This window comes from Allobosea sp. Leaf344 (assembly GCF_001426225.1).
Taxonomy (GTDB): Bacteria; Pseudomonadota; Alphaproteobacteria; order Rhizobiales; family Beijerinckiaceae; genus Allobosea.
In genome coordinates this window covers 247-26,288 of the sequence record NZ_LMRT01000015.1, presented here as the reverse complement: position 1 = coordinate 26,288, position 26,042 = coordinate 247, and the positions used below count along the sequence as shown (strand labels likewise).

At 68.6% G+C, this 26,042-nt stretch carries 21 protein-coding genes; 6 read left to right on the top strand and 15 right to left on the bottom strand.

What is annotated here, in order from left to right:
- Positions 1-34 precede the first annotated feature (34 nt).
- A complete protein-coding gene (locus tag ASG72_RS17205; protein WP_056714992.1) occupies positions 35-1,366 on the bottom strand; it encodes a malonyl-CoA decarboxylase in 1,332 nt (443 codons plus the stop codon).
- Positions 1,367-1,485: 119 nt separating this feature from the next.
- Positions 1,486-2,751 (bottom strand): 3-oxo-tetronate kinase, encoded by a 1,266-nt coding sequence (gene otnK / locus ASG72_RS17200; protein ID WP_056714989.1) that lies wholly within the window; start codon positions 2,749-2,751, stop codon positions 1,486-1,488.
- A gap of 327 nt (positions 2,752-3,078) precedes the next feature.
- Between otnK and ASG72_RS17195 the strand changes: the two genes are divergently transcribed.
- The 5 genes from ASG72_RS17195 (at position 3,079) to ASG72_RS17175 (ending at position 9,123) form a co-directional block, all read left to right on the top strand.
- Positions 3,079-4,584 (top strand): ABC transporter substrate-binding protein, encoded by a 1,506-nt coding sequence (locus ASG72_RS17195; RefSeq protein WP_056714986.1) that lies wholly within the window; start codon positions 3,079-3,081, stop codon positions 4,582-4,584.
- 46 nt (positions 4,585-4,630) lie between these two features.
- Positions 4,631-5,575, top strand: coding sequence for an ABC transporter permease (locus ASG72_RS17190; RefSeq protein WP_056714985.1), 945 nt, complete (start codon positions 4,631-4,633; stop codon positions 5,573-5,575).
- Positions 5,575-6,465, top strand: a complete 891-nt coding sequence (locus tag ASG72_RS17185) for an ABC transporter permease (protein WP_082540440.1) — start codon at positions 5,575-5,577, stop codon at positions 6,463-6,465. The genes ASG72_RS17190 and ASG72_RS17185 overlap by 1 nt, the downstream gene beginning before the upstream one ends.
- Positions 6,466-6,534: 69 nt before the next feature.
- Complete coding sequence (locus ASG72_RS17180) at positions 6,535-8,334, top strand: gamma-glutamyltransferase family protein (RefSeq protein WP_056714982.1); 1,800 nt, start codon at positions 6,535-6,537, stop codon at positions 8,332-8,334.
- Positions 8,335-8,397: 63 nt separating this feature from the next.
- On the top strand, positions 8,398-9,123 hold the full coding sequence (locus tag ASG72_RS17175) for a DUF1028 domain-containing protein (protein WP_056714981.1): 726 nt from the start codon (positions 8,398-8,400) through the stop codon (positions 9,121-9,123).
- Between the two features lie 51 nt (positions 9,124-9,174).
- On the opposite strand, the gene ASG72_RS17170 is transcribed toward ASG72_RS17175, so the two are convergent.
- The 13 genes from ASG72_RS17170 to ASG72_RS17110 form a co-directional block, all read right to left on the bottom strand.
- Positions 9,175-10,251 (bottom strand): D-TA family PLP-dependent enzyme, encoded by a 1,077-nt coding sequence (locus ASG72_RS17170; RefSeq protein ID WP_056714978.1) that lies wholly within the window; start codon positions 10,249-10,251, stop codon positions 9,175-9,177.
- On the bottom strand, positions 10,248-10,706 hold the full coding sequence (locus ASG72_RS17165) for a RidA family protein (protein ID WP_056714975.1): 459 nt from the start codon (positions 10,704-10,706) through the stop codon (positions 10,248-10,250). Before ASG72_RS17165 ends, ASG72_RS17170 begins: the two co-directional genes overlap by 4 nt.
- A 162-nt stretch (positions 10,707-10,868) precedes the next feature.
- On the bottom strand, positions 10,869-12,029 hold the full coding sequence (locus tag ASG72_RS17160; RefSeq protein ID WP_056714971.1) for an amidohydrolase/deacetylase family metallohydrolase: 1,161 nt from the start codon (positions 12,027-12,029) through the stop codon (positions 10,869-10,871).
- A 141-nt stretch (positions 12,030-12,170) separates the two neighbouring features.
- Positions 12,171-13,106 carry an N-carbamoyl-D-amino-acid hydrolase gene (locus tag ASG72_RS17155; protein WP_056714967.1) on the bottom strand — a complete coding sequence of 312 codons (936 nt, stop codon included), beginning with the start codon at positions 13,104-13,106 and terminating at the stop codon, positions 12,171-12,173.
- Positions 13,103-14,236 carry a diaminopropionate ammonia-lyase gene (locus ASG72_RS17150; RefSeq protein WP_056714964.1) on the bottom strand — a complete coding sequence of 378 codons (1,134 nt, stop codon included), beginning with the start codon at positions 14,234-14,236 and terminating at the stop codon, positions 13,103-13,105. The genes ASG72_RS17155 and ASG72_RS17150 overlap by 4 nt, the downstream gene beginning before the upstream one ends.
- Positions 14,237-14,266: 30 nt before the next feature.
- Positions 14,267-15,298: a dipeptide ABC transporter ATP-binding protein gene (locus ASG72_RS17145; protein WP_056715521.1), complete on the bottom strand. Its 1,032-nt coding sequence runs from the start codon at positions 15,296-15,298 to the stop codon at positions 14,267-14,269.
- A gap of 47 nt (positions 15,299-15,345) precedes the next feature.
- Entirely contained in the window at positions 15,346-16,335 is a 990-nt protein-coding gene (locus tag ASG72_RS17140) for an ABC transporter ATP-binding protein (RefSeq protein ID WP_056714961.1), read from the bottom strand.
- A gap of 49 nt (positions 16,336-16,384) precedes the next feature.
- The gene (locus ASG72_RS17135) at positions 16,385-17,296 is read right to left on the bottom strand and encodes an ABC transporter permease (protein WP_244488855.1); all 912 of its coding nucleotides are present in this window, start codon (positions 17,294-17,296) and stop codon (positions 16,385-16,387) included.
- Positions 17,297-17,298: 2 nt separating this feature from the next.
- Entirely contained in the window at positions 17,299-18,240 is a 942-nt protein-coding gene (locus ASG72_RS17130) for an ABC transporter permease (protein WP_056714956.1), read from the bottom strand.
- A 179-nt stretch (positions 18,241-18,419) separates the two neighbouring features.
- Complete coding sequence (locus ASG72_RS17125; protein WP_056714953.1) at positions 18,420-20,018, bottom strand: ABC transporter substrate-binding protein; 1,599 nt, start codon at positions 20,016-20,018, stop codon at positions 18,420-18,422.
- A 208-nt stretch (positions 20,019-20,226) separates the two neighbouring features.
- Positions 20,227-21,648: an amidase gene (locus tag ASG72_RS17120; RefSeq protein WP_056714949.1), complete on the bottom strand. Its 1,422-nt coding sequence runs from the start codon at positions 21,646-21,648 to the stop codon at positions 20,227-20,229.
- Positions 21,649-21,742: 94 nt separating this feature from the next.
- Complete coding sequence (locus ASG72_RS17115; protein WP_056714946.1) at positions 21,743-22,972, bottom strand: Zn-dependent hydrolase; 1,230 nt, start codon at positions 22,970-22,972, stop codon at positions 21,743-21,745.
- A 16-nt stretch (positions 22,973-22,988) separates the two neighbouring features.
- Positions 22,989-24,449, bottom strand: a complete 1,461-nt coding sequence (locus ASG72_RS17110; RefSeq protein ID WP_056714944.1) for an amidase — start codon at positions 24,447-24,449, stop codon at positions 22,989-22,991.
- A 161-nt stretch (positions 24,450-24,610) separates the two neighbouring features.
- Between ASG72_RS17110 and ASG72_RS17105 the strand changes: the two genes are divergently transcribed.
- Positions 24,611-26,002 carry an MATE family efflux transporter gene (locus tag ASG72_RS17105; protein WP_056714942.1) on the top strand — a complete coding sequence of 464 codons (1,392 nt, stop codon included), beginning with the start codon at positions 24,611-24,613 and terminating at the stop codon, positions 26,000-26,002.
- The last annotated feature ends 40 nt before the right edge of the window (positions 26,003-26,042 follow it).

Below are 26,042 nucleotides of genomic sequence, written 5' to 3'. Positions count from 1 at the left end.
GTTGGTCTTCAATTGGCTTGACGAAAGCCGCGGGTCAACTCGCGGCGGGGCGCAGCAGCCGGCGCGCCGCATTCGAGGCGACGACGGTGTTGCGCGTGGCGAAGGCCTCGTGGTTCACCTCGATATCGTCGAGATCATAGCGGTAATTGACCATCACCCCATGGGATTCCCGCAAGCCCCTCGCCGAGAGATTGCCCCCGACATTGATGCGTTCGAGCCTGGCGCCATTGCCGAGATGGAAGCGCGCCACGGGATCGATGACCCGGCCCGACGCCGTGCGGGCGCGCAGCAGGTAATGCGCCGCCATCTGGCCGAGCAGCCTGTCGCGCCGGGCGCGGTCCTGCTCGTCCAGCGAGATCGTCTCGCCGGTCGGGCGCGCCAGCTCGGTGCGCTCCTCCGGCGACAGGCGAAGCTCGGAATCGTCGACCGCGGTGGAGAGCCAGCGGGCGAAACCCGGCAGCGGCGACAGCGTGACGAAGATGTCGAGCCCGGGCAATTCGCGCTTCAGATCCTCCGCGACCTGCTTGATCAGGAAATTGCCGAAGGAGATGCCGCGCAGCCCTTCCTGGCAGTTCGAGATCGAATAGAACACCGCCGTCGTCGCATCCGCCGCCGGCAGGATCTGGCGGCTGTCGGCCAGCACCTCGCCGATGCTGCGCGGGATCTCGCTGGTCAGCGCGACCTCGACGAAGATCAGCGGGTCGTCGATCAGTTGCGGGTGGAAGAAGGCGAAGCAGCGCCGGTCGGTGGGCTCCAGCCGGCGGCGCAGATCGTCCCAGCCCTGGATCTCGTGGACCGCCTCGTAGCGGATGATCTTGTCCAGCACATTGGCCGGGGTGCGCCAGTCGATCCGCCGCAGCACCAGGAAACCGCGGTTGAACCAGGAGCTGAAGAGATGGCGGAAATCGCTGTCGACCGCCTTCAGCTCCGGCGCACGCTCCATCGCCTCGAACAGCGCCTCGCGCATCCGGACCAGCACATGCGTCCCGCCCGGGGCGAGGTTGAGGCGGCGCAGGAGCTCCTGCCGGCGCGGCTCGGAGGCGAGATGCAGCGCCTCCAGCGTCGCGGCGTCGGGCGCGGCGCGATAGGCGTCGATGGCGGCGTCCAGCCGCTCGGTTTCCGGGCCGAAGCGCTCGAGCAGCATCGCGAAGAAGGCCTGGCGGCCGTCCTTGTCCAGGCGCTCCCAGGCCTCCAGCACCGCCTGCGCCAGGGCCATGCCGGACGCCTCGCCCCGCCCGGAGAGCAGATCGTCGCAGAGCCGGTCGATGGCCCGCGCCCGCCCCAGTCCCAGGCGCTCGAATTTGATCAGCGCCCGGCCGCGATCGGCCACGCTGGTCAGGAGATCGCCGAGAAACGCCATATCCATGGGGGCTCCGTCAGTAGGCGCATGATCCTATACGAGATCGCGATGTTTCAAAGATGCGGTCACCCAGGCGCCACGATGATCTCGGCCGGCCTGTCCGTCGCCGAGGCGCGGGCTTGCCCTCAGTCGAGCAGGCGCCACGCCTTCACGAAGAAATCCGGCGCGCCGAAATTGCCCGATTTCAGAGCCACGACCATCTCCGGCCCGTCGACGACCCGGGTCCAGGGCACGCCGGGGTCGATTTCCGGGCCGATTTCCAGTGTCCGGACCGCCAGCCCCTGCACCACCGCGCCCGAGGTCTCGCCGCCGGCGACCAGCAGCCGGGTCAGCCCGGCCTCGGACAGGCGGCGGGCGATGGCGGCGAAGGCCTCCTCGACCAGGGCGCCGGCCTTCTCCCGGCCGAGCCGATCCTGGATTGCCGCGACTTCGGCGGGATCATCGCTGGAATAGAGCAGGAACGGCGTCTCGTCCGGCTGCCGCAGCGCCCAGCCGACGACCTCCTCGACCGGCTGCCCGCCTGCCGCCAGCGCCAGCGGATCGAGCTTCAGGGCGGGGTATCCGGCGGCGATCGCCGCCTTGATCTGGCCACGGGTGGCGCTGGAGCAGCTGCCCGAGAGAATGCCGGCCCGGCCCGGCGGGGCGTGCAAAGTCTCGGGCGCCGCCCGTTCGCCGAGCAGGCCCGCCTGCCGGAAATTTTGCGGGAGGCCCATGGCGATGCCGGAGCCGCCGGTCAGCAGCACGTGATCGGCGACGCTGGCGCCCAGGACCATGAGATCGGCATTGGTCAGCGCGTCGGTCACGACATAGCGCACGCCCTCGCCGGCCAGCGCCTGATAGCGCGCTTGCACGGCCTCGGGCCCCGCCAGCACCGTGGCGTAATCGACCAGGCCGACCGGCGCCTCGGTCTGCGCGCCCATCAGCCGCATCAGGTTGGAGTCGCGCATCGGCGTCAGCGGATGGTCCTTCATCGAGCTCTCATGCAGCGGCATCGGCCCGACGAAGAGATAGCCCTGGTAGATCGAGCGGCCATTGGCCGGAAAAGCCGGGCAGATGATGGCGATGCGCGCATCCAGCCGCTGCATCAGCGCATCGGCCACCGGGCCGATATTGCCCTGCGCGGTGGAATCGAAGGTCGAGCAGTATTTGAACAGGATCTGCCTCGCGCCCGCCGCCAGAAGCGCCTCGCAGGCGCGCAGCGAGTCCGCGACCGCCTCGGCGACCGGGCAGGTGCGAGATTTCAGCGCCACCACCACCGCATCGGCCTCCGGCAGTGCCGCCCCCTGCGCCGGCGCGCCGATTACCTGGACCGTGCGCATTCCGGCGCGGTTCAGCATCAGCGCGACATCCGTCGCACCCGTCATGTCGTCGGCGATCACACCCAGCAGCATGGCGTCCCCTGTCTCGTCTCGCGCCGATCCTCGCCGGCTCCGCAGCCGTTGTTAGCAGCTATCGCCCCGGCCGAAACAGGGCGAGCCGCATGACCCGCATCACGCAGCCGGACGCGCGGCGCCGGCCTTTGGCAGCCAATTTGCTTGCCGGCCTCGCAAGTGGGCGAAGAAGTGACCCAACGTCAAGGGTTTAGGCCATCGACGCCGGCAAAAATCTGGACCAGATTGGTGCCGGGTGGAACAATTATTGCGGGCCGCGTGGCGGCGGGGATTGACCTCTGCCCAGCCCGCTACAGATGCCGCGACAATCACAACAGGGGAAAGAAAATGAAGCTCCTCACCATCCTGGCCTCGGCCAGCCTGCTGGCCTTCACCACCCTGCCCGGACTGGCGCAGGCGCCGTCCACGCTGCGCATCGGGCTGCAGGAAGATCCCGACGTGCTCGATCCGCACAAGGCGAGGACCTTCGTCGGCCGCATCGTCTTCAAGGGGCTGTGCGACAAGCTGCTCGACATCACGCCGGACCTGACCATCATCCCGCGGCTGGCGACCTCCTGGAGCTTCTCCGAGGATGGCCTGACGCTGACGATGAAGCTGCGCAGCGACGCCAAATTCCACGATGGCGAGACGCTCGACGCCAATGCGGCCAAGGCCAATCTGGAGCGCGCCCGGACCCTGCCGGATTCCCTGCGCAAATCCGAGCTCGCCTCCGTCGACACGATCGAGGCTCCAGATGCTGGGACGCTGGTGTTCAAGCTCAAGCGCAAGGACGCGACGCTGCTCGCCCAGCTCACCGACCGCGCCGGCATGATGCTCTCGCCCAAGAGCCTGTCCGGGGATGTCGGCGCAAAGCCGATCTGCTCCGGCCCGTATAAATTCGTCGAGCGCGTGCAGAACGACCGCATCGTGCTGGAGAAGTTCAAGGAGCATTGGGAGGCGGCGAATTACCATTTCGACCGGGTCGTCTATCGCGCCATCCCCGACACCACGGTGCGCCTGGCCAATCTCCGCGCCGGCGAGCTCGACATGCTGGAGCGGCTCGCCCCGACCGACGTGAAATCGGCCCAGGCCGACAAGGCGCTCACCGTCGCGAGCATCGCCAATCTCGGCTATCAGGGCATCACCATCAACACCGCCCATGGCGAGGCGGCCAACCAGCCGATGGCCAAGGACAAGCGCGTGCGCCAGGCGCTCTCGCTCTCGATCGACCGCAAGGTGCTGAGCCAGGTGGTGTTCGAGGGGCTCTATGCGCCGATGATCCAGCCCTTCAACCCGGGCAACCCCTATGAGAGCGCCGATTTCCCGGTGCCGGCGCGCGACGTCGCCAAGGCCAAGGCGCTGCTGAAGGAGGCCGGCCTGTCCAAGGTCACAGTCGAGCTCTTCGTCACCAACAACCCGGTGGACGCCCAGCTCGGCCAGGTCATCCAGGCCATGGCGGCGGAGGCCGGCATCGATATCCAGCTGCGCTCGACCGAATTCGCCAGCCAGCTGCGCGACCAGCAGCAGGGCAAGTTCCAGATGAGCCGTATCGGCTGGTCCGGCCGCATCGATCCGGACGGCAATCTCCACCAGTTCGTCACCAGCAAGGGCAGCCAGAACGATGGCCGCTACGCCAATGCCGAGGTCGACAGGCTGCTGGACGAGGCGCGCACGGTCTATGACGTGGCCGAGCGGAAGAAGCGCTACAACGCCGCGCAGAAGATCCTGCAGGACGAGCTGCCGATCGTCTATCTCTACAACCAGACGGTCTTCTTCGCGATGCGCTCGACGATCGAGGGCTTCACCATCAACCCCGACGGCATGATCCGCCTCGCGGGGCTGAAGCGGAAGTGATGGCGCCGCTCGAGCGCCCTCGGACGGCGAAGCGGGCCCCGCGGCCATGCTGACGCTGATCGCCCGCCGCGTGCTGATCGCGATCCCGACGCTGTTTCTGGTGTCGCTCTTCGTGTTCGCGCTGCAGCGCGCTCTCCCCGGCGACCCGTTCCTGGTCATGGCCGGGGAGGAGCGCGACCCCGAGGTGATCGCGCGGCTGCGCGCGATCTACCGCATGGACGACCCGATCGTCGTCCAGTTCTTCGCCTGGCTTGGACAGGTGGTGCAGGGCGATTTCGGCCGCTCGCTGCGGACCGGCGAGCCTGTGCTGGGGCTGATCCTGCAGAAGCTGCCGGTCACGATCCAGCTCGCCACCGCCTCGATTCTGGTGGCGCTGGTGATCGGCATTCCCGCCGGCATCCTCGCGGCGCGGCGCAAGGGCAGCTATGTCGACTATTCCACCAGCGCCCTGGCGCTGACGGGGCTGTCGATCCCGAATTTCTGGCTCGGGATCATGCTGATCCTGGTGGTTTCGGTCGAGCTGAAATGGCTGCCGGCCTCCGGCTACGAATCGATCTTCGTCGATCCCAAGGCGGCGATCGAGCGGCTGATCATGCCGGCCTTCGTCCTCGGCGGCGGCCTCGCCGCCTTCATCATGCGCCATACCCGCTCGGCCATGCTCGAGGTGCTGCGGTCGGATTATGTCCGCACCGCGCGCGCCAAGGGGCTGGACGAGGATACGGTCATCCATCGCCATGCGCTGCGCAACGCGCTGATGCCGATCATCACGCTCTCGACGCTGCTGTTCGGCGAGCTGCTCGCCGGCGCGGTGCTGACCGAACAGGTCTTCACCATTCCCGGCTTCGGCAAGCTGATCGTCGACGCCGTGTTCAACCGCGATTACGGCGTTGTGCAGGGGGTGGTGCTGTGCACCGCGATCGGCTTCATCCTGATGAACCTGCTGGCCGATGTGCTGTATGTGCTGGTCAATCCGCGACTGAGGACAGGCTGATGACGCAGGCCGTGCTCGACAGCCCCGCCCCGCTCAACCCCGGCGAGCCGGCGCTGAAGCCGCGTCGCGGCGCCTTCGGCAAGCTGATCCGCAACCGCTCCGCCCTGATCGGCGGCACGATCGTGCTGATCTTCGTGCTGATGGCGCTGCTCGCCCCGCTGCTGCCGCTGGCCGACCCGCTGAAGTCGAATTTCCTCGCCATCCGCAAGCCGCCCTCGGAGCTCTACTGGTTCGGTACGGACGAGCTGGGGCGCGACCAGGTGGCGCGGCTGTTCTTCGGGGCGCAGACCTCGCTGCTCGCGGGCATCGTCTCGGTGATGATCGCGCTCGCCATCGGGATCCCGTTCGGGCTGCTGGCCGGCTGGTATGGCGGCTGGATCGACATCGTCATCTCGCGGGTCACCGAAGCGCTGCTGGCCTGCCCCTTCCTGATCCTGGCCATCGCCTTCGCCGCCATTCTGGGGCCGTCTCTGACCAATGCGATGATCGCCATCGGGCTGTCGGCGGTGCCGATCTTCATCCGGCTGGTGCGCGGCCAGGTGATGAGCGTCAAGGCAGAGGATTTCGTCGAGGGTGCGCGCTCGGTCGGCGCGCGCGATCTGCGCATCATGTGCGTGCATGTGCTGCCGAACACGCTGTCGCCGATCGTGGTCCAGTCGACACTGTTCATGGCGCAGGCCATCATTCTGGAGGCCTCGCTCTCCTTCCTCGGGCTGGGCCAGCAGCCGCCGGCGCCCTCCTGGGGCCAGATGCTCAACGTCGCCAAGAACTTCATGGAGCAGGCGCCGTGGATGTCGATCGCCCCCGGCATCGCGATCTTCGTCGCCGTGCTCGGCTTCAACCTGCTGGGGGACGGGCTGCGCGACGCGCTCGATCCGAAGGACGGCTGACGGCCCGCGCATCGCTACCCGGGCCGGCCGGCTGATTTCACACGTCAAGAAACCGCACTGGAAACGTTCATGTTCACGACCCGCCCTGAAATCCTCGGCACGTTCGGTGTCGTCACCTCGACGCATTGGCTGGCCACGGCCTCGGGCATGGCGATGCTGGAGAAGGGCGGCAACGCCTTCGATGCCTGCGCCGCCGCCGCCTTCGTGCTGCAGGTGGTCGAGCCGCATCTGGTCGGTCCCGCCGGCGACATGCCCGCCGTGTTCTATTCCGCCAGGACGAAGAAGGTCGAGGTGATGTGCGCGCAGGGCCCCGCGCCGCAGGCCGCGACCATCGCCGCCTTCAAGGAGCTCGGGCTCGATCTCATTCCCGGCTCGGGCCTGCTCGCCACCGTCGTGCCCGGGGCCTTCGGCGGCTGGATGGCGCTGCTGCGCGACCATGGGCTCCTGACGCTGCGCGAGGTCCTGGAACCCGCCATCGGCTATTTCGAGAACGGCCACCCGATGCTGCCGCGCGTCTCGGACACGATCGCCGGGCTCACCGATCTGTTCACCGGGGAATGGAAGACCTCCGGCGAGGTCTATCTGCCCGGCGGCCAGGTGCCGGCGCCGCGCAAACTGTTCCAGAACAGGGCGGCGGCCGAGACCTACAAGCGCATCCTGAGCGAGGCGGAAGCCGCCTCCTCCGACCGCCAGCAGCAGATCCAGGCCGGCTACGACGCCTGGTACAAGGGCTTCGTGGCGGAGGCGATGGACACATTCTGCCGCAGCACCGAGGCAATGGATTCCTCCGGTCGGCGCCATAAGGGTCTGCTCACCGCCGACGACATGGCGCGCTGGCAGCCGAGCTACGAGGCGCCGGCCAGCGTCACCTATCATGATTGGGAGGTCTTCAAGATCGGCGCCTGGGGCCAGGGTCCGGTCTTCCTGCAGACGCTGAAGATCCTGGAGGGCATCGATCTCGCCGCGATGGGGCCGGCGAGCCCGGCCTTCGTCCACCATGTCATGGAGGCGATGAAGCTCGCCTTCGCCGATCGCGAGGCCTATTACGGCGATCCGGATTTCGTGAAGGTGCCGCTGACGACGCTGCTCTCGGATGATTACGCCCGCGGCCGCCGCAACCTGATCGGCGAGGAGGCCTCGCACGAGCTGCGGCCCGGGATGATCCCCGGTTTCGAGGATCAGGTGCAGCGCATGCTGGCGGGCGTGCGGATCGCCGGGCAGTCCGGCAAGGGCGGCGCGACGGTGGGCGAGCCGACCATGGCCTCGATGGTCGCGGCCGGGCGGCGGGGCGACACCGTCCATATCGACGTCATCGACAAATGGGGCAACATGATCGCCGCGACGCCGTCGGGCGGCTGGCTGCAATCCTCCCCGGTCATTCCCGAGCTCGGCTTCCCGCTGAATTCGCGGGCCCAGATGTTCTGGCTGGAGGACGGGCTGCCGGCCTCGCTCGCGCCGTTCAAGCGGCCGCGCACGACGCTGACTCCGACGATCGCCTTCGAGAACGGCGAGCCGCGCCTGGCCTTCGGCACCCCCGGCGGGGACCAGCAGGAGCAATGGCAGATGGGGATGTTCCTGCGCCGCGTGCATCATGGGCTGAATCTGCAGGAGGCGATCGACCTGCCGCTGTTCCACACCCAGCACTTCCCCTCCTCCTTCTATCCCCGCGAGGCGCGGCCCGGCCATCTGATGGTCGAGGAGAGCCTCGGCACGGCGTCGCTCGACGAGCTGCGGCGGCGCGGCCATGCGGTGGAGGTCGCGCCGGAATGGACGGTGGGCCGGCTCACCGCCGCCGAAAAAAGCGCGGACGGGCTGTTGCGCGCCGCCGCCACTCCGCGTCTCATGCAGGCCTATGCGGCGGGGCGCTGACTCGCGCCATCGAACCGGGCGGCGACGCCCGGTGCCGCCGACAGCTGCAAGGGATGGGATTGCATGACCTGGTCCATCGTCGCCCGCGACGCCGCCACCGGCGCCTATGGCGTCGCGGTCTCCACCTGCGCCTTCGCCGTGGGCTCGCGCGTGCCCTTCGGCGGGGGCCGCATCGGCGCGATCGCGACGCAGGCCTTCGTCAACCCGCTCTATGGGGTGGACGGGCTGCGGCTGCTGCAGGAGGGACGCTCGGCGGTCGAGATCATCGCGACCCTGACCGCCGCGGATGAGGGGCGGGCCCATCGCCAGCTGCACGTCATCGATCGCGACGGCAGGATCGCCGCCTATACCGGCTCGTCCTGCATCGACTGGTGCGGCGCCGTCGACGGACCGCAGGTCTCGGTGGCCGGCAACATGCTGGCGGGGCCGGCGGTGATCGAGGAGACGCTGAAGGCCTATATCGCGGGCTCGGCGCTAGATTTCGACGAGCGCCTGCTGGTGGCGCTGGAGGCCGGCGAAGCCGCCGGCGGCGACAAGCGCGGCCGGCAATCCGCCGCGATCCGGATCTGGGCCAACGACCCGATGCCGAGTTTCGACATCCGCGTCGACGACCATGCCGATCCGCTCGCCGAGCTGCGCCGGCTCTGGCGGACCGCGCATCAGCGCTACGTGCCGTTCCAGGCCGCCTCGCCCTCGCGCGCCCGCCCCGCCGGGGTCACCGACCGGGCCGAGCTCGATCGGCTGTGCAGCGAATATGCGGCGGCCTGGAACGCACGCCATCCGCAATAGCGGCGCGGCGTCGGAGCCGCGTCGCGAGACCGGGCCTGAGCGGCCCGCGCCTCAGACCAGCTTGCCGCGCGCCGCCACCGGCAATTCCCCGACCAGCCTGTCGCCACGCACGGTCACCAGACGGTCGACCATGTTGACGACGACGCAGACATGGTTGGGGATCACGCGCACCACCTCGCCGACATTCGGGCGCTCATTGCTGGCGGCGAGGTCGAGGAAGCCGTGCTCCTCGGCGAAGCGCGCGATGCGTGCGGCCGGATATTCCAGGATGTGGCCATGCCCGTCCAAGCCGCCGCTGTCGCTGGTCAGCGTCTTCGAGCCGGAATCGAGAATGCCCCGCTCCGGCCCGGCCCGGCTGACGACGGTCGCATAGACCGTCAGCGCGCAATCCTCGAGCGTGGCGACCCCGGCCGCCACCTGCATGCGGTCGTTGAAGATCGAGGTGCCGGCGCGGTGCTCGGTCGCGCCCGCGAGCTTGCCGATGTTGGGAATGTTGGGCGAGCCGCCGGTCGAGACCATGCCTGCTTCGAGACCCGCCTCGCGCAGCCCCTGATTGGCCGTGTCGAGGAAGATCTGCGTGCGCTCCCAGCCATCCTCCGGCGGGTACATCAGGAAGCCGGCGAAGCGCAGCCCGGGCGAGGCCGCGATCATCTTGGCGAGCTCCACCGCCTCGCCCGGCGTCTCGACGCCGGCGCGCTTGCGGCCGGTGTCGCATTCCACCACCACTTCGAGATCGCGACCTGCGATGGACGCGGCGGTCGGCAGCCCGGCGATGGTGACCGGGTTGTCGGCGGCGACGATCATCCGCACCCGTCGCTGCAGCGCGCCCAGCCGACCGAGCTTCTGCTCGCCGAGGATATTGTAGCTGATCAGGATGTCGTCGATGCCGCCATCCGCCATGACCTCGGCCTCGCCGAGCTTCTGGCAGGTGATGCCGCGCGCCCCGGCCTCGATCTGCAGCCGCGCCAGCTCGGGCGATTTATGCGTCTTGATATGCGGCCGGTTGGCGACGCCGGCGGCATCGCAGACCGCCTGCAGGCGCCTGATATTGGCCTCGACCTTGTCGAGGTCGATGACCACGGCGGGCGTGCCGTGGACGCGCGCGATCTCCTCCGCCAGCGCCGTCACGGCAGCACCTTGACGATGGCCTCGATCTCGACCGGCATGTTGCCCGGCAGCGAGCCCATGCCGACGGCCGACCTGGCATGGCGGCCCTTGTCGCCGAGCACCGCGACGAGCAGGTCCGAACAGCCATTGATGACTTTCGGCTGGTCGCCGAACTCAGGCACCGCGTTGACCATGCCGAGCAGCTTCACGACCTCGACCTTGTCCAGCGAGCCGGCCGCCTCCTTCATCGCCGCCAGCAGGCCGAGACCGGTATTCCGGGCGAAATCATAGCCCTGCTCGACGGTGAACTCCCGGCCGACCTTGCCGCTGGGGATCGATCCGTCGGGATTGCGGGGTCCCTGGCCGGACAGGAAGACGAGATCACCGACGCGCTTGAAGCGCACGTAATTGGCCATTGGCGGCGTCATGGCGGGCAGGCTGAGACCGAGTTCTGCGAGCTTGGCTTCGGCGGACATGTCTGGGGTTTCCTCTGTCGATCCTTGGGCCGGTTGGTCCGGCCGGGCTGCTGCTGTTCATCGTCTCCGGCCCTCACGCAAGAGGTCTCGGCGACTCCCTCGCTGCGACCCGCGGGCGGGCTCTCCGGGATCGCTGCCGGCGTGGCGGGCGGGGGCGGCCTCTCAGGCGATCTTCCTGAACCTGTTGGAGCGGCGCGGGTGCCACCAGGCGCCTTTCAGCACCACGCCCTCCGAGACGATCTTGCGGTCGCCGATCATGTGCTCGCCGGTGACGTCGGCATAGTCGAAGCGGCCTTCCTTGATCGTCAGGATGGTGGCGTCGCCCAGCGAACCGACGCGCAGCGAGCCGTATTCCGGCCGTTTCAGCGCCATGGCGGCGTTCACCGTCGAGGCGGCGATGACATTGTTCAGGCTCATCCCCATCAGCAGGAATTTCGACATGGTGGTGACCTGGTCATAGGCCGGGCCGTCGATGCAGAGCTTGTGCACGTCGGAGGAGATGACGTCGGGCTCGAAGCCGTTGGCCAGCATGGCGCGGGTGGTCTTGAAGGAGAACGAGCCCTTGCCATGGCCGATATCGAAGATGACGCCGCGCTTGCGGGCGGCCTGGACCTCGGGCTTCACCGTGCCCTGCGCCGTGCAGGGCGCGTTGGGGAAGGGGCGGAAGGCGTGGGTCAGCACGTCGCCCGGCCGCAGCATGTTCACCACCTCCTCATAGGATGGCGGCGGATGGTCGATATGGCACATCAGCGGCATGCCGACTTCCTCGGCGACCTGCAGCGCGATGTTCAGCGGCACGGTGCCGGAATTGCCCGAGGCGTGCAGCCCGACGCGGACCTTGATGCCGACGATCAGGTCGCGGTTCTTGTCGGCGACCTCGGCGCAGTCGATCGGGTTCATCATCCGCAGGTCGCCGCTCTCGCCGACCATGACGCGATGGTCGAAGCCGTAGATGCCGGCATGCGATACGTGGAGATAGGCCAGGATGCGGGCCTGGCTCTTCTCGATGACGTGCTTGCGGAAACCCGGCCAGTTGCCGGGCCCGGCCGAGCCGGTGTCGACGGAGGTGGTGACGCCGGAGACGCGGCAGAACTCGTCGGCGTCGATGCCGAGCGAGGTGCCGCCCCAATAGACATGGGTGTGCAGATCGATCAGCCCGGGCGTGACGATGTAGCCGGAGACGTCGCGGGTCTCCCTTGCGCCGCTCAGGTCCTTGCCGAAGCCGGAAACCCTGCCGTCGGTGAAGGCGACATCGCAGATGCCGTCATGCTTCTGGGAGGGGTCGATGACCCGCCCGCCCTTGAGAATGAGATCATGGCTCATATCGGTATCCTCGCTTCGGTCAGGCAGGCGATGAGGCCGGCGCCCTGGCGCCGGGCGTCGGGGCGTCGCGCCGACCGGGCAGCCGGTCTCGTCCGCGACGCGTATGGGTGACGGCGATCGGGCGCCGGCCGGAGGCCCGCATCAGCGCGGCCCCACCGCGCCCTTGCGCTGCACGATCAGCCCGTAATGCTCCGGCTCGCGATGGCGCTCGAAGGCGAAGGTCGAGGCCTTGTAGCTCTTGCCGAGATCGAGATCGCAGCGGGCGACCACGAGCTCGTCATCCTCGGTCACCGCCTGGGCCACCACCTCGCCGGTCGGCGCGATGATGCAGGAGCCGCCGATCTGGTCGACGCCGGCCTCCAGCCCCGCCTTGGCGACGCCGACGACCCAGGTGGCGTTCTGATAGGCGCCGGCCTGCATCACCAGCTGGTTGTGGAAATTGCCGAGCCGGTCGTGATCGGGCGCGGGCGGGTTGTGCTTGGGCGTATTGTAGCCGAGCACGATCATCTCGACATCCTGCAGCCCCATCACGCGATAGCTCTCCGGCCAGCGCCGGTCGTTGCAGATCATCATGCCGAGATTGGCGTCCATCGTCCGCCAGACCCTCCAGCCGAGATTGCCGGTCTCGAAATATCGTTTCTCGAGGTTCTGGAAGGCGTTCTGCGGCTTGTGGTCGGGATGTCCCGGCAGGTGGATCTTCCGGTACTTGCCGATGATGGTCCCGGTCTTGTCGACCAGGATCGCGGTGTTGAAGCGGCGCTTGCGGCCATCCTCGATCGCCAGCTCGCAATAGCCGAGATGGAAGCCGATGCCGAGGCGCTGCGCCTCCGCGAAGAGCGGCGCCGTCTCGTTGGAGGGCATCGCCGTTTCGAAATAGCCGTCGATCTCGTCCTCGTCCTCGATCCACCAATGCGGGAAGAAGGCCGTGAGGGCGGCTTCGGGATAGACGACGAGATCGCAGCCATGCGCCTTGGCCTGGCGCATCAGCGTCAGCATGCGCTGGACGGCGTCCGCGCGGCTATGCTCGCGCTGGATCGGCCCGAGCTGGGCGGCGGCGACTGTGAGGATGCGGCTCATGCTTCCACCTCCTCGGCCGTACGGCCGACGATGCTGCTGTAGACCTCTGGATCGGTGGCGCCTTCGGTGCCGTAGCATAGGACGCGGGAGGAGGCGTCGAGCTTCAGCGCCCGGCGCAGAACCGGATCGGCCGAGGCCTTGACCAGCCCCGCCAGCCCCGCGACCCCGGATTCGCCGCCGACCACGCCGAGCTGCGCCAGCAGGCGCATGACATCGGCCGCAGCCCGGTCGGCGATCGTCATGAAGGCGTCCGCCCCGGGATCCAGGATGCGCCAGGCCAGGACCGAGGGCTCGCCGCAGGCGAGCCCGGCCATGATCGTGTCCAGATCGCCGCCGACCGTGGTCAGCGTGCCGTTCCGGGCCGACTCGAACAGGCAGGCGGCGGTCTCCGGCTCGACCACGACCAGGATCGGCCGCTCGGCGCCGAGCTTCTCCCAGCGATAGGACAGCACGCCCGCGGCCAGCCCGCCGACCCCGCCCTGCACGAAGACATGGGTCGGGCGCGCGCCCTGCGCCTCCGCTTCCATGGCCAGCACCGCATAGCCCTGCATCACATCCTTCGGCACCTCCTCATAGCCCGGCCAGGAGGTGTCGGAGACGATCTGCCAGCCATGCCGCCGGGCGGCCTCGGCGCAGGCGCGCACGCTGTCGTCATAGGTGCGACCCTCGCGCACCACCTGCGCACCGAAGGCGCGGATCGCCTCCGCCCTGCCCTCGCTCACCGTCTCGTGCAGATAGATCACCGCCGGGACCCCGGCGCGGCGGGCGCCCCAGGCGACGGACCGGCCGTGATTGCCGTCGGTGGCGCAGGTGACCGTCAGCCCGTCCCGGCCGCGCGCCGCGACGATCCGATCCACTGCATAGGCGCCGCCCAGCGCCTTGAAGCTCTTCAGGCCGAAGCGCTTGCCCTCGTCCTTGTAGAGGAGCTGCGCGATGTCGAGCCGGTCGGCCAACGAGGGCAGATCGCGCAGGGGGGTGGGCGCATAGGCTTCCCAGCGCGAGATCGCGTCATGGGCCGCCTGCGCACCGGCCAAAGAGAGGATGCCACGCAGCTCCTCGCCATAGGGCCGCGCCCGGTCGAGATGCGGGTTCAGGATGAAGTCGCTGGAGTGTTCTGCAAGATCGGACATGAAAAAAGCCGGCTGCTCGCCGCCCTGAGGTCAGGCGCTCGCGAGCGCGGCTTCGGGATGTCTCAGCATCGGGTTTTCCGCCGCCGGCAGATCGTGCAGATGGCAGGCAGCGACATGGCCCTCCGCCATGACGCGCAGCGCCGGCTCGTCCGAGAAGCAGCGGGCGAAGGCATAGGGGCAGCGCGTGTTGAAGCGGCAGCCCTTCGGCGGATTGATCGGGCTCGGCACGTCGCCCTTGAGCAGGATGCGCTCGCGCTTCACCCGCGGATCGGGCACCGGCACGGCCGAGAGCAGCGCCTTGGTGTAGGGATGGCGCGGCGCGGCGAAGATCTGATGCTTGGTCCCCATCTCGACGATCTTGCCGAGATACATCACCGCGACGCGGTGCGTCATGTGCTCGACGATGGCGAGGTCATGGCTGATGAAGAGCAGCGCCAGGCCCAGCTCCTTCTGCAGATCGCCGAGCAAATTGACGATCTGCGCCTTGACCGAGACGTCGAGCGCCGACACCGCCTCGTCGCAGATGATCAGTTCCGGCTCGGCCGCCAGCGCGCGGGCGATGCCGATGCGCTGGCGCTGGCCGCCAGAGAATTCATGCGGCCAGCGATGCACGGCGTCGCGCGGCAGCCCGACCTTGTCCATCAGCCGCATCGTGCGTTCGGTGATCTCGTCCTTGCCGCTGGCGAGGCCGAAATTGGTGATCGGCTCGGCCAGGATGTCGCGCACGCGCATGCGCGGGTTGAGGCTGGAGAAGGGATCCTGGAACACCACCTGGACGCGGCGGCGCAGCGGCCGGAGCTTGCCTGTGGAGAGCTGGTCGATGCGCTGCCCGTCCAGAACCACCTGGCCCGCCGTGATCGGAAACAGGCGCAGGATCGCCTTGCCGACGGTCGACTTGCCGCAGCCGGATTCGCCGACCAGCGACAGGGTCTCACCCTTGTGGATGTGGAAGGAGATGCCATCGACGGCATAGACATTGGCGGTGACGCCGGAAAAGAAGCCGCCGCGGATCGGGTAGTGCTTCTTCAGGTCGTTGACCTGGAGGATCGGCTCGCCGGTCATGGCAACGGCTCTCATGCTCTCGCTCGCCGCGATCTGATGGGTCGAGATCATGCCGCCACCGCGTCTTTCGGGGCGAAATGACAGGCGGCGATGTGGTTGCGCCCCTTCGGCTCCAGCCCCGGCGCCAGCCTCAGGCAGACCTCCTGGACCATCGGGCAGCGCCCGGCGAAGACGCAGCCCTGGATCTTGCTCTTCAGGCTCGGCACCAGGCCGGGGATCTCGGCCAGCCGCTCGGTCGCGCCGGCCAGCGAGGAGCCGAGCTTGGGCACGGCCCCGAGCAGACCCTGCGTATAGGGGTGGCGCGGGCTGGCGAAGAGTTCGGCCACGGGAGCTTCCTCGACCTTGCGGCCGGCATACATCACCACGACCTGGTCGGCGACCTCGGCCACCACGCCGAGATCATGGGTGATCAGCATGATCGCGGCGCCGACGCGGTCCTTGAGGTCGCGCATCAGATCGAGGATCTGCGCCTGGATGGTGACGTCGAGCGCCGTGGTCGGCTCGTCCGCGATCAGCAGCTTCGGCGAGCAGGCGAGCGCGATGGCGATCATCACGCGCTGGCGCATCCCGCCCGAGAGCTGGTGCGGATATTCGGTGACGCGCCGCGCGGGCTCCGGGATCCCGACCAGCGTCAGCATCTCGACCGCCCTCGCCATGGCCTGGCCGGCGGACATGTTCTGGTGCAGGCGCAGCGTCTCGCCGATCTGGCGGCCTACGGTCAGCACCGGGTTGAGGCTGGTCATCGGCTCCTGGAAGATCATGCTGATCTCGTTGCCGCGGATCTGGCGCATCTCGGCGTCCGAGCAATCGAGCAGATTGCGGCCCTGGAAGCGGATCTGCCCCGCCATCTTGCCGGGCGGCTCGGGGATCAGCCGCAGGATCGACATGGCGGTGACCGATTTGCCGCAGCCGGATTCGCCCACCACGGCGAGCGTCTGGCCGGCCTCGATCTCGAAGGAGACCCCGTCGACGGCGCGGTTGATGCCGTCCGGCGTGCGGAAATGCGTCTGCAGCTGGTCGATTTCGAGCAGGGCCATCAGCGGATCTCCTGCAGGCGGGACGAGGTCAAGTTCGGCATGGGCTGCATCACAGGCTCTTGGCCATGCGGGGATCGAGCGCATCGCGCAGCCCGTCGCCCAGGAGGTTCACGGCCAGCACGGTCAGCGACAGGAAGATCGCCGGGAACAGGATGATGTGCGGGCGGACCTGCCAGAGCGCCCGGCCCTCCGCCATGATGTTGCCCCAGGACGGGGTCGCCGGCGGGATGCCGGCGCCGATGAAGGAGAGGATCGCCTCGACGATCATGGCGCTGGCGCAGATATAGGTGGCCTGCACGCTCATCGGCGCCATGGTGTTCGGCAGGATGTGGCGGAAAATGATCATCGGCGTGCGGGTGCCGGCGGCGATGGCGGCGTCGACATAGGGCTGCTCGCGCAGGCTCAGCACGACGCCGCGCACCAGGCGGGCGACGCGCGGGATCTCCGCGATGGTGATCGCGATGATGACGTTCTGGATCGAGCCGCGGGTCAGCGCCATCAGGGCGATGGCGAGCAGGATCGGCGGGATCGACATCATGCCGTCGATGACGCGCATGATGATGCCGTCGGCGACGCGCACGAAGCCCGAGAACAGCCCGATCGCCAGCCCCGCCACCGAGGCGAGCAGCGCCACGCTGAAGCCGACCATCAGCGAGACCCGCGCCCCGTAGACGACGCGGGAATAGATGTCGCGGCCCAGCATGTCGGTGCCGAACCAGTAGAGTTCGGAGGGGACGCGGGTGCGCCGCGCGGTCGAGATCGCCGTCGGGTCGACCGTCCAGAGCAAGGGCGCGAAGATCGCGATGAAGAACATGATGGCGAGCAGGATGCCGCCGATCGCGATGGACGGGTTCTTGCGCAGGAAACCGGTGAAGCCGGTCAGCTTCCTGCGCGGCGCCAGGACGTCCGGCAGATCCGGGGCGACGGCGAGATCGGCGGGCACGGGGAGCGGCTGTTGCACGGTCAATAGCGTATCCTCGGGTCGACGAGGGTGTAGATCAGGTCGATCACCAGGTTCACCAGCACGTAGACGAAGGAGAAGATCAGGACGACGCCCTGGATGACCGGGTAGTCGCGGCGCAGGATCGCATCGAGCGTCAGGCGGCCGAGGCCCGGAATGGCGAAGACGCTCTCGGTCACCACCGCCCCGCCGATCAGCAGCGCGACGCCGATGCCGATGATGGTGATGATCGGCACTGCCGCATTCTTGAGCGCGTGCACGAAGAGGATGCTGTTCTGCGCCACGCCCTTGGAGCGCGCGGTGCGGATGTAATCCTGCTGCAGCACATCCAGCATGGAGGCGCGGGTGATGCGGGCGATCAGCGCGATATAGACGAAGCCCAGCGTGATCGACGGCAGGATCAGGTTCTTGAACCAGGGCCAGACACCCTGCGACAGCGGCGTGTAGCCCTGCACCGGCACCCAATCGAGCTTCAGCGCGAAGGTGTAGGCGAGGAGATAGCCGACGACGAAGACCGGCACGGAGAAGCCGAAGACGGCGAAGGCGACGACGACCCGGTCGATCCAGGTCCCGGCCTTCCAGGCGGCGAGCACGCCGAGCGGCACCGCGATCGCGACGGCGAGGATCAGCGTCAGCACCATCAGCGAGACCGTCGGCTCGATGCGCTGGCCGATCAGCTGCGTCACCGGCAGCGAGGTGAAGATCGAGGTGCCGAGATCGCCCTGCAGGACGCGGAAGAACCATTCGCCGAAGCGCACGAGATAGGGCCGGTCGAGGCCGAGACTCTGGCGGATCTTCTCGACATCGGCCGGCGAAGCCTGGTCGCCGGCGATGACCGCGGCGGGATCGCCCGGCGCGATATAGAGCAGGGAGAAGACGAACAGCGCCACGAACGCCATCACCGGGATGGTCGTGATGATCCGTCTGACGATGAATGCGAACATTGTGAGCTAGCGGTCCAGGATGAGGTGTCGCGGAAGGCTCGCGCCCGCAAATTCGGCGCGCCGCCGGTGCTGCAGAGCTCGCATGCCGCGGCAGGCGCCGTCGCGGGGCCACTCGGGCCGGCCGGGAATGGCGAGGCCGGCGTGCGGGGAGCGAAGCGCCGCTCCCCGCCCCGTCGACATCACGCCTTGGCGACACCCCAGAAGAAGGGCAGCGGGCCGCTCTTCACGCCGGTGATGTTCTTCCGCCAGGCCTGATAGGCCAGATAGAAGCCGGTCGGCGCGAAGACGACATTGTCCATGGCGGCCTTGTTGAGCTTGGCCATGGCGGCCTTTTCCTCATCGAGGTTCTTCGCCTTGAACCAGGCCGTGACCTGGCTCTCGACATCCGGCACGTCCGGCCAGCCGAACCAGGCCTTGTCGCCATTGGCGCGGATCGCGGTGTAGGAGGCCGGGTTCACGCAGTCGGCGCCGGCATGCCAGGTGTGGAACATGCTCCAGCCGCCCTGTCCGGGAGCGGTCTTCTGCGCGCGGCGCGCACCGACCGTGCCCCAGTCGGTGGCGACGAAATCGACCTTCATGCCGATGCTCTTGAGCAGTTCGGAGGTGACGTCGCCCATCGCCTTGGTGGCGGCCATGTCCTGCGCGACGACGCAGATCACCGGTTCGCCCTTATAGCCGGATTCGGCCAGGAGCTTCTTGGCCTCGGCGACATTGCGCTTCTTCAGGACCTCGCCGCCATTCTCGGTGTAGAGCGGCGTGCCGGGGGTGAAGAAGCTCGGCAGCGCCTTCCAGAGCTTGTCGTCGTCGCCGACGATGGCGCGCATGTAGTCTTCCTGGTTCAGCGCCGTCATCACGGCCTGCCGCACCTTCGGATTGTTGAAGGGCGGGTGCAGGTGGTTCATGCGGAAGGCGCCGATATTGCCGAGCGGATCGCCGATATCGACGTTGATGTCCTTGTTGCCCTTGAGCACGGGCACGAGATCGGAGAGCGGCGTCTCGAGCCAGTCGACCTCGCCGTTCTGGAGCGCGGCCGCGGCCGTGGCGGCATCGGGCATGATCACCCATTCGATGCGGTCGACCAGCATCGTCTTGCCGCCGGAGAGCCAATCCGGCGGCTCGCTGCGCGGGATGTAGTCGGCGAACTTCTCGAACACCGCCTTGGCGCCCGGAACCCATTCGTTGCGCACGAACTTCATCGGGCCGGAGCCGATATATTCGGTGATCTGCTGGAAGGGATCGGTCTTGGCGATGCGCTCGGGCATGATGAAGGTGCAGGGCGCGTTGTTCTTGCCCAGCGCCAGCAGCATCTTGGGATAGGGCTCGGTCAGCACCCATTTCCAGCTGCTGTCGTCGATCGGGGCGAGCTCGGTCTGGATCGCCTTGATCATCAGGCCCATCGGGTCGCGGGCCTGCCAGCGCATCAGGCTCTGCACGACATCCTTCGAGGTGACCGGCGAGCCGTCATGGAATTTCAGGCCGGGACGCAGCTTGAAGGTCCAGGTCAGGCCGTCGGCGGAGACCGTTTCGCTCTCGACCATCTGGCGCTGCGGCACGAATTTGGAGTCGACGCCGTAGAGCGTATCCCAGACCAGCGCCGCGGCATTGCGCACCACATATTGCGTGCCCCAGATCGGGTCGAAATTGGCGAGATTGGCCTGCGGCACGAAGCGCAGAGTCTTGGCGCCCGCGGCCTGCGCCACGGCCTTGGTGGTCAGCGCGCCCGAGGCGGCCAGCACGGCCGTACTGGTGGCGGATTTCAGGAATGATCTGCGGTCCATCGATGCTCTCCCCATTTTTAGGCAACCTCTCTCGGGTGTCCTTGCCGCTACATTGGGCAGAAATTTCAGCCCTGACAACAACAACCCATGGAGCTAAATCGCGGAGCCTAGGCTTGCAGGGTTCGTGCCAGACGGAACCGGATTGCTCCCCCGCGGCGATTGTTCGCATCCGATGCGGCGGATCGGGATAGCTTGGCAGATGATTGCGTCAGGCCTCTCCGGATGCAGCGCGTGGCGCGTCGAGGGTCTGGAACGGGCGGGCAGCCTCGAAGGCCGCGGCCGCGCGCAGCACCAGCGCATCCTGCCCGAAGGGCCCGACGATCTGCAGCCCGGCCGGCAGCCCCCGGCGCGTCAGCCCGCAGGGCAGCGAGATCGCCGGCGCCTGGGTGATGTTGAACGGGTAGGTGAAGGGCGTCCAGCGCGTCCAATCCTCGCCATAGGCGCCATGCGCCGGCGTATTGCGCCCCACCGCGAAGGCCGGGAGAGGCAGCGTCGGCGTCAGCAGCAGGTCGAAGCGCTCGTGGAAGCGGGCCATGCACAAAGCCAGCGCATTGCGCTGGTTGAGCAGGGCGTCGACATAGCTCGCGCCCGGCACCGCCTCTCCGGCTTCCGCCACCGCCACCAGCCCGGGGTCCATGCGCCGGCGTTCTTCCGCACCGGCGCTGCGCAGAGCCAGCGCGGCACCGGCCGACCAGATCGTCATCAGCGTCGCGATCGGATCGGCGAAGCCCGGATCGACCTCCTCCACCGTCGCGCCGAGATCGCGAAAGGCCAGGGCCGCCGCTTCCGTCAGCGCCGCGATCTCGGGATCGACCGTGACGTCGCCGCCCAGCCGCGGCGACCAGGCGAGGCGCAGTCCCTTCACCCCGCCGGCCAGCCCCGCCACGAAATCAGGCGGCGGCTCGATCATCGCGGTCATGTCGCGGCTGTCGGGCCGGCCGATGACGCTCATGGCGAGGGCCGTGTCGGTGACCGTGCGCGTCAGCGGGCCGAGATGGGCGAGAAATCCCATGGTCGAGACCGGATAGGCCGGCACGCGGCCATAGCTCGGCTTCAGCCCGACGACGCCGGTGAAGGCCGCGGGAATCCGCACCGACCCGGCGCCGTCGGTGCCTATATGGATGCAGCCGAGATTGAGCGCGGCGCAGGAGGCCGCGCCGGCCGAGGAGCCGCCCGGCCCGGTCGCGATGTCCCAGGGGTTGCGGGTGATGCCGGAGAGGGGCGAGTCGCCGACACCCTTCCAGCCATATTCCGGCATGGTGGTCTTGCCGAGGAAGACGCAGCCGGCCTCGCGCAGCCGGGCCGCGGCCGGGGCGTCCTCCGGCCAGGCCGCGGCGGAGGCGACCGCCGAACCCCGCCGCATCGGCCAGCCGGCCACGCCGATATTGTCCTTGATGGTCACCGGCACACCGTCGAGCGGGCCGCGCGCCGCCTTGGCCCGGTGGCGGGCCTCGGCCGCCTCGGCCATGGCCAATGTGGCGGCCGCGTCGCGATGCACGAAAGCGTTGATCTGCGGCTCGAAGCGCTCGATCCGCTCCAGTGCGTCCTTCGCCACATCGACCGGGGACAGCGCGCCGGAGGCGAAGAGCGGGCCGAGATCGGCGGCGGAGAGCAAGGCGATATCGGTCATGGGCAGATCCTCACGGGACTGTCGGACAGGGGCGGACGAGACACCGGCGCGGCACCCCGGGGCCGGGGAGCCGGATCGGACGGGATGGAGCGTCTCAGCCATTGGCGAGGCGCCAGGCGGCCCCGAGCAGGACGTTGGCTCCCGCGATCATGTCCGCGTCGCGGCTGAGCTCGGCGGGATTATGCGAGAGCCCGCCGACCGACTGGATGAAGAGCATCGCGGTGGGGCAGAGGCGCGCCATCATCTGCGCATCATGGCCGGCGCCGGAGATCATGCGCCGGATCGGCAGCCCGTGCTTGGCAGCGCTGCGCTCGACCTCGGCGATCAGGCTCTCGGTGAAGGGCGTGGCGGGGAAGCGGGCGAGATCGCGGCTGGCGATGGCGATGCCGTCTTGGGCGGTGATCTCGCTGCAGAGGCTGCGTATCGCCGCTTCGGCCCGTGCCAGGCCGGCATCGTCCGGATTGCGCAGGTCGAGCGTCATCACCACGCGCTCCGGCACGACATTGACATTGCCCGGCTCGACCCTGAGCACCCCGACATTGGCCAGCTGGCCGGGGATCTCCCGCGTCAACTCGTTCGCGCGCAGCGTGATGCGCGCGGCGGCGAGGCCGGGATCCAGGCGATAGGCCATCGGCGTCGTGCCGGCATGGCTCGGCCGACCCGACAGGGTCAGTTCCAGCCAGGTGATGCCCTGCACGCCGGTCACGGCGCCGAGCCCGCCGCCCTCGCTCTCCAGCACCGGCCCCTGCTCGATATGCAGCTCGAGATAGGCATGCGCCTCGAGGAAGCCGGGTGTCTCCGGCCCGGCATAGCCGATCCGGTCCAGCGCCTCGCCGAGCGCCGACCCTTCCGCGTCGAGCCCGGCCCTGGCCTCTTCAACGGCGAGCCCGCCGGCCCAGACCAGCGAGCCCAGCATGTCCGGGTGGAAACGCGCGCCCTCTTCATTGGTGAAGGCGATCACGGCCAGCGGTCGTTTCGGCACCAGCCCCGCCTCGCGCAGCGAGGCCAGGATCTCCACCCCCGCCACGACGCCGAGCGCGCCGTCGAAGCGCCCGCCGGTGGCGACGGTGTCGATATGCGAGCCGATGATCACGGCCGGCCCCTGCTCCTGCCCGGGCAGGACGCCGACGATGTTGCCGATCGCGTCGACATGGGTCGCGAGCCCGATCTCCCGCAATTGCGCCACGAGCCAGTCGCGCCCCTCTCGATCCTCGTCGGAGAGCGCCAGGCGCCGGCAACCACCTTCCGGCGTGGCGCCGATCCGGGCCAGCGCCGCCAGGCGCGCGATCAACCTGTCGCCGTCGATCCTGAGATTGCCGCTCATGGCCCGCGCGCCGCCGTCAGGACAGCGCCGGGGGATGGCGATCCACCCAGCCGGTCGCGTCCTCATAGGCCTGGCCGATCTCCAGCAGCAAGCGCTCCGATTGGTTGGGTCCCCAGAGCTGCAGGCCCATCGGCAGGCCCTGCCGGTTGAAGCCGGCGGGCACGTTCAGCGCCGGGCAGCCCGACATGGTCACCGGGATCACCGTCTCCATCCAGCGGTGATAGGTATCCATCGGCCGCCCGGCGATCTCCTTCGGCCAATGCGTCTCGGCAAGGAAGGGGAAGACCTGGGCGCTCGGCAGCACCAAAATATCGTAATGCGCGAACAGGCCGCGGATGTGCTGGTAGAATTGCGAGCGGATGCCGGAGGCCTGCATCACCTCGAAGGCGCTGAGGGCGAGCCCCTGCTCGACCTCCCAGCGCGCTTCCGGCTTCAGCCTGTCGCGGCGGGCGGGGTCGCGGTAGATCGGGAGCAGCCCGGCGCCGACCTGCCAGGAGCGCAGCTTCGTCCAGCTCTTCCAGACCAGTTCGGGATCGAAGCCGAGGCTGGCGTCGCTGACCAGCGCACCCAGCCCTTCGAAAGCCCGCAGGGCCTCCCGGCAGAGCGCGAGAACCCCCTCCTCCATCGGCAGATGGCCGCCGAGATCGCCGAGCCAGCCGATGCGCAGGCCTTTCAGATCGCGCTGGAGCGGTCCGAGAAAGGCCGACGGCTCCTGCCGCACCGAGAGAGGGACGCGCGGATCATGGCCGGATTGCACGGCGAGGAGCGCCGCGAGATCCCGCGTCTTGCGCGCCATCGGCCCGGCCACGCCCATTTGCGGGATGAACACCTCCTCGGTGGCGGAGGGCACGCGGCCATAGGCCGGGCGCAGGCCAAGCACGTTGTTGAAGGCGGCGGGGTTGCGCAGCGAGCCGGCATGGTCGCTGCCATCCGCCACCGGCAGCAGGCGCAGCGCCAGCGCCACGGCCGCGCCGCCGCTCGAGCCACCGGCGGTGCGGCTCTGGTCATAGGCGTTGCGGGTGATCCCGAAGACCGGGTTGAAGGTCTGCGAGCCCAGGCCGAATTCGGGCGTGTTGGTCTTGCCGATGATGATCGAGCCCGCCTCGCGCATCCGCGCGACGAAGATGGCGTCGGCCTGCGCGATCTCGTCCTTGAACAGCGGCGAGCCCTGGGTGGTGGCGAAGCCTTTCGCCGCGGCGAGATCCTTGATGGCCTGCGGAAAACCATGCATCCAGCCGCGCGAATGGCCGCCCGCCAGCTCCCGGTCGAGCGCCGCGGCCTCCTTCAGGCAGTCGGAGCGCTCGCGCAGCGAGACGATGGCGTTGACGATCGGGTTGAGCCGCTCGATCCGGTCGAGATAGGCCTCCATCACCGCGACGCAGGATAAGGTGCGGGCATGGATCGCCTGCGACAGCGCGACGGCGTCGAGGGCGGTCACATCGTCGTCATGCCTGGTGCGCAGTGCTCGATCAGCCATCGCTCTCTCTCTTCAGCCTGAGCCGCGATCATGGCGGGATGCCGCGGCCGCCGCCAGCGCCGTTTCGGATGGGGGCCGCCTGCGGGACGCGCATTGCGCAGCCCCGCACGGCGGCAGCCAGGCTGTCGCGGCGCCGGCAAGCCCGCTAGAAGCGACGCCCCATGTCCGAGATCGCGCTCAAGACCCGCCCGCCCCGCCTCTGGCTCACCGAGGCCGGCGCCATGCTGCAGCTCAGCTGGCCGCTGGTGCTGACCAATCTCGCCCAGACCGCGATGACCGCGACGGATGTGCTGATGATGGGCCAGCTCGGGCCGGATGCGCTGGGAGCCGGCGCGCTCGGCTCGAATCTCTACATGGCGGTGCTGATCTTCGGCATCGGCGTGATGGCGGCGGTGGCGCCGATGCTGTCGATCGAGCTCGGCCGCAACCGGCATGCCGTGCGCGAGATCCGGCGCACCGTCAGGCAGGGCTTCTGGGCGGCCGTGACCCTGGTCGGGCCGATGTGGCTGTTCCTCTGGCAGGCCGAGGCGATCCTCGCCGCGATGGGGCAGGATGCCGGGCTGTCGGCCGCCGCCGGCTCCTATGTCCGGACGCTGCAATGGAGCCTCCTGCCCTTCTTCTTCTATCTCGTGCTGCGCGGCTTCCTCGCCGCGCTGCAGCGACCTTTCGCGGCCTTCGTCGTGGTGCTGCTCGCGGTCGGCTTCAACGGCTTCGCCAATTGGTGCCTGATGTTCGGCAATCTCGGCTTTCCGGCGCTGGGGCTGCCGGGCTCCGGCATCGCCACCAGCCTGTCTTCGACGCTGATGGTCGCGGGGCTGGCGGCGATCGTCAGCCTGGACCGGCGCTTCCGGCGCTTTCGCCTGTTCGGGCGGTTCTGGGTGGCGGATTGGCCGCGCTACCGCGCCTTCTGGCGGCTCGGCCTGCCGATCGGGGCGACGCTCGCCTTCGAAGTCATCATCTTCAACGGCGCCGCCTTCCTGATGGGGCTGATCGGACCGGCCTCGCTCGCCGCCCATGCGATCGCGATCCAGATCGCGTCGCTGACCTTCATGGTGCCGATGGGCGTCGGCCAGGCGGCGACGGTCAGGGTCGGGCGGGCCTTCGGAGCCGGAGACGAGGACGGCATCGCGCGCGCCGGCACCGTCGCGATCGGGCTCGGCGTCGGCTTCATGGCGATGACGGCGCTGGTGATGTGGCTGTCGCCGCAAGTGCTGGTCCGGCCGTTTCTGGACCTGTCGAAGCCCGGCGCGGGCGAGGTGGCGGCGTTGGCTATGAGTTTCCTGCTCTATGCCGCGATCTTCCAGATCGTCGACGGCGCGCAGGTCGTCGGATCCTGCCTGCTGCGCGGGCTGGGCGACACCCGCATCCCCATGATCTATGCCGGGCTGGGCTATTGGGCGATCGGCCTGCCGCTCTCGATCATGCTCGGCTTCTGGACGCCGCTGCGCGGCATCGGCATCTGGATCGGCCTCGCCGTCGCGCTCGCCATCGTCGCGGCGCTGATGCTCTGGCGCTGGTGGCGGCGCGAGGCTCTCGGCCTGGTCAGGAGATAATCGGCGGGAGGGGCTTTGCGCCCCGCCCCCGCCGGTGCTC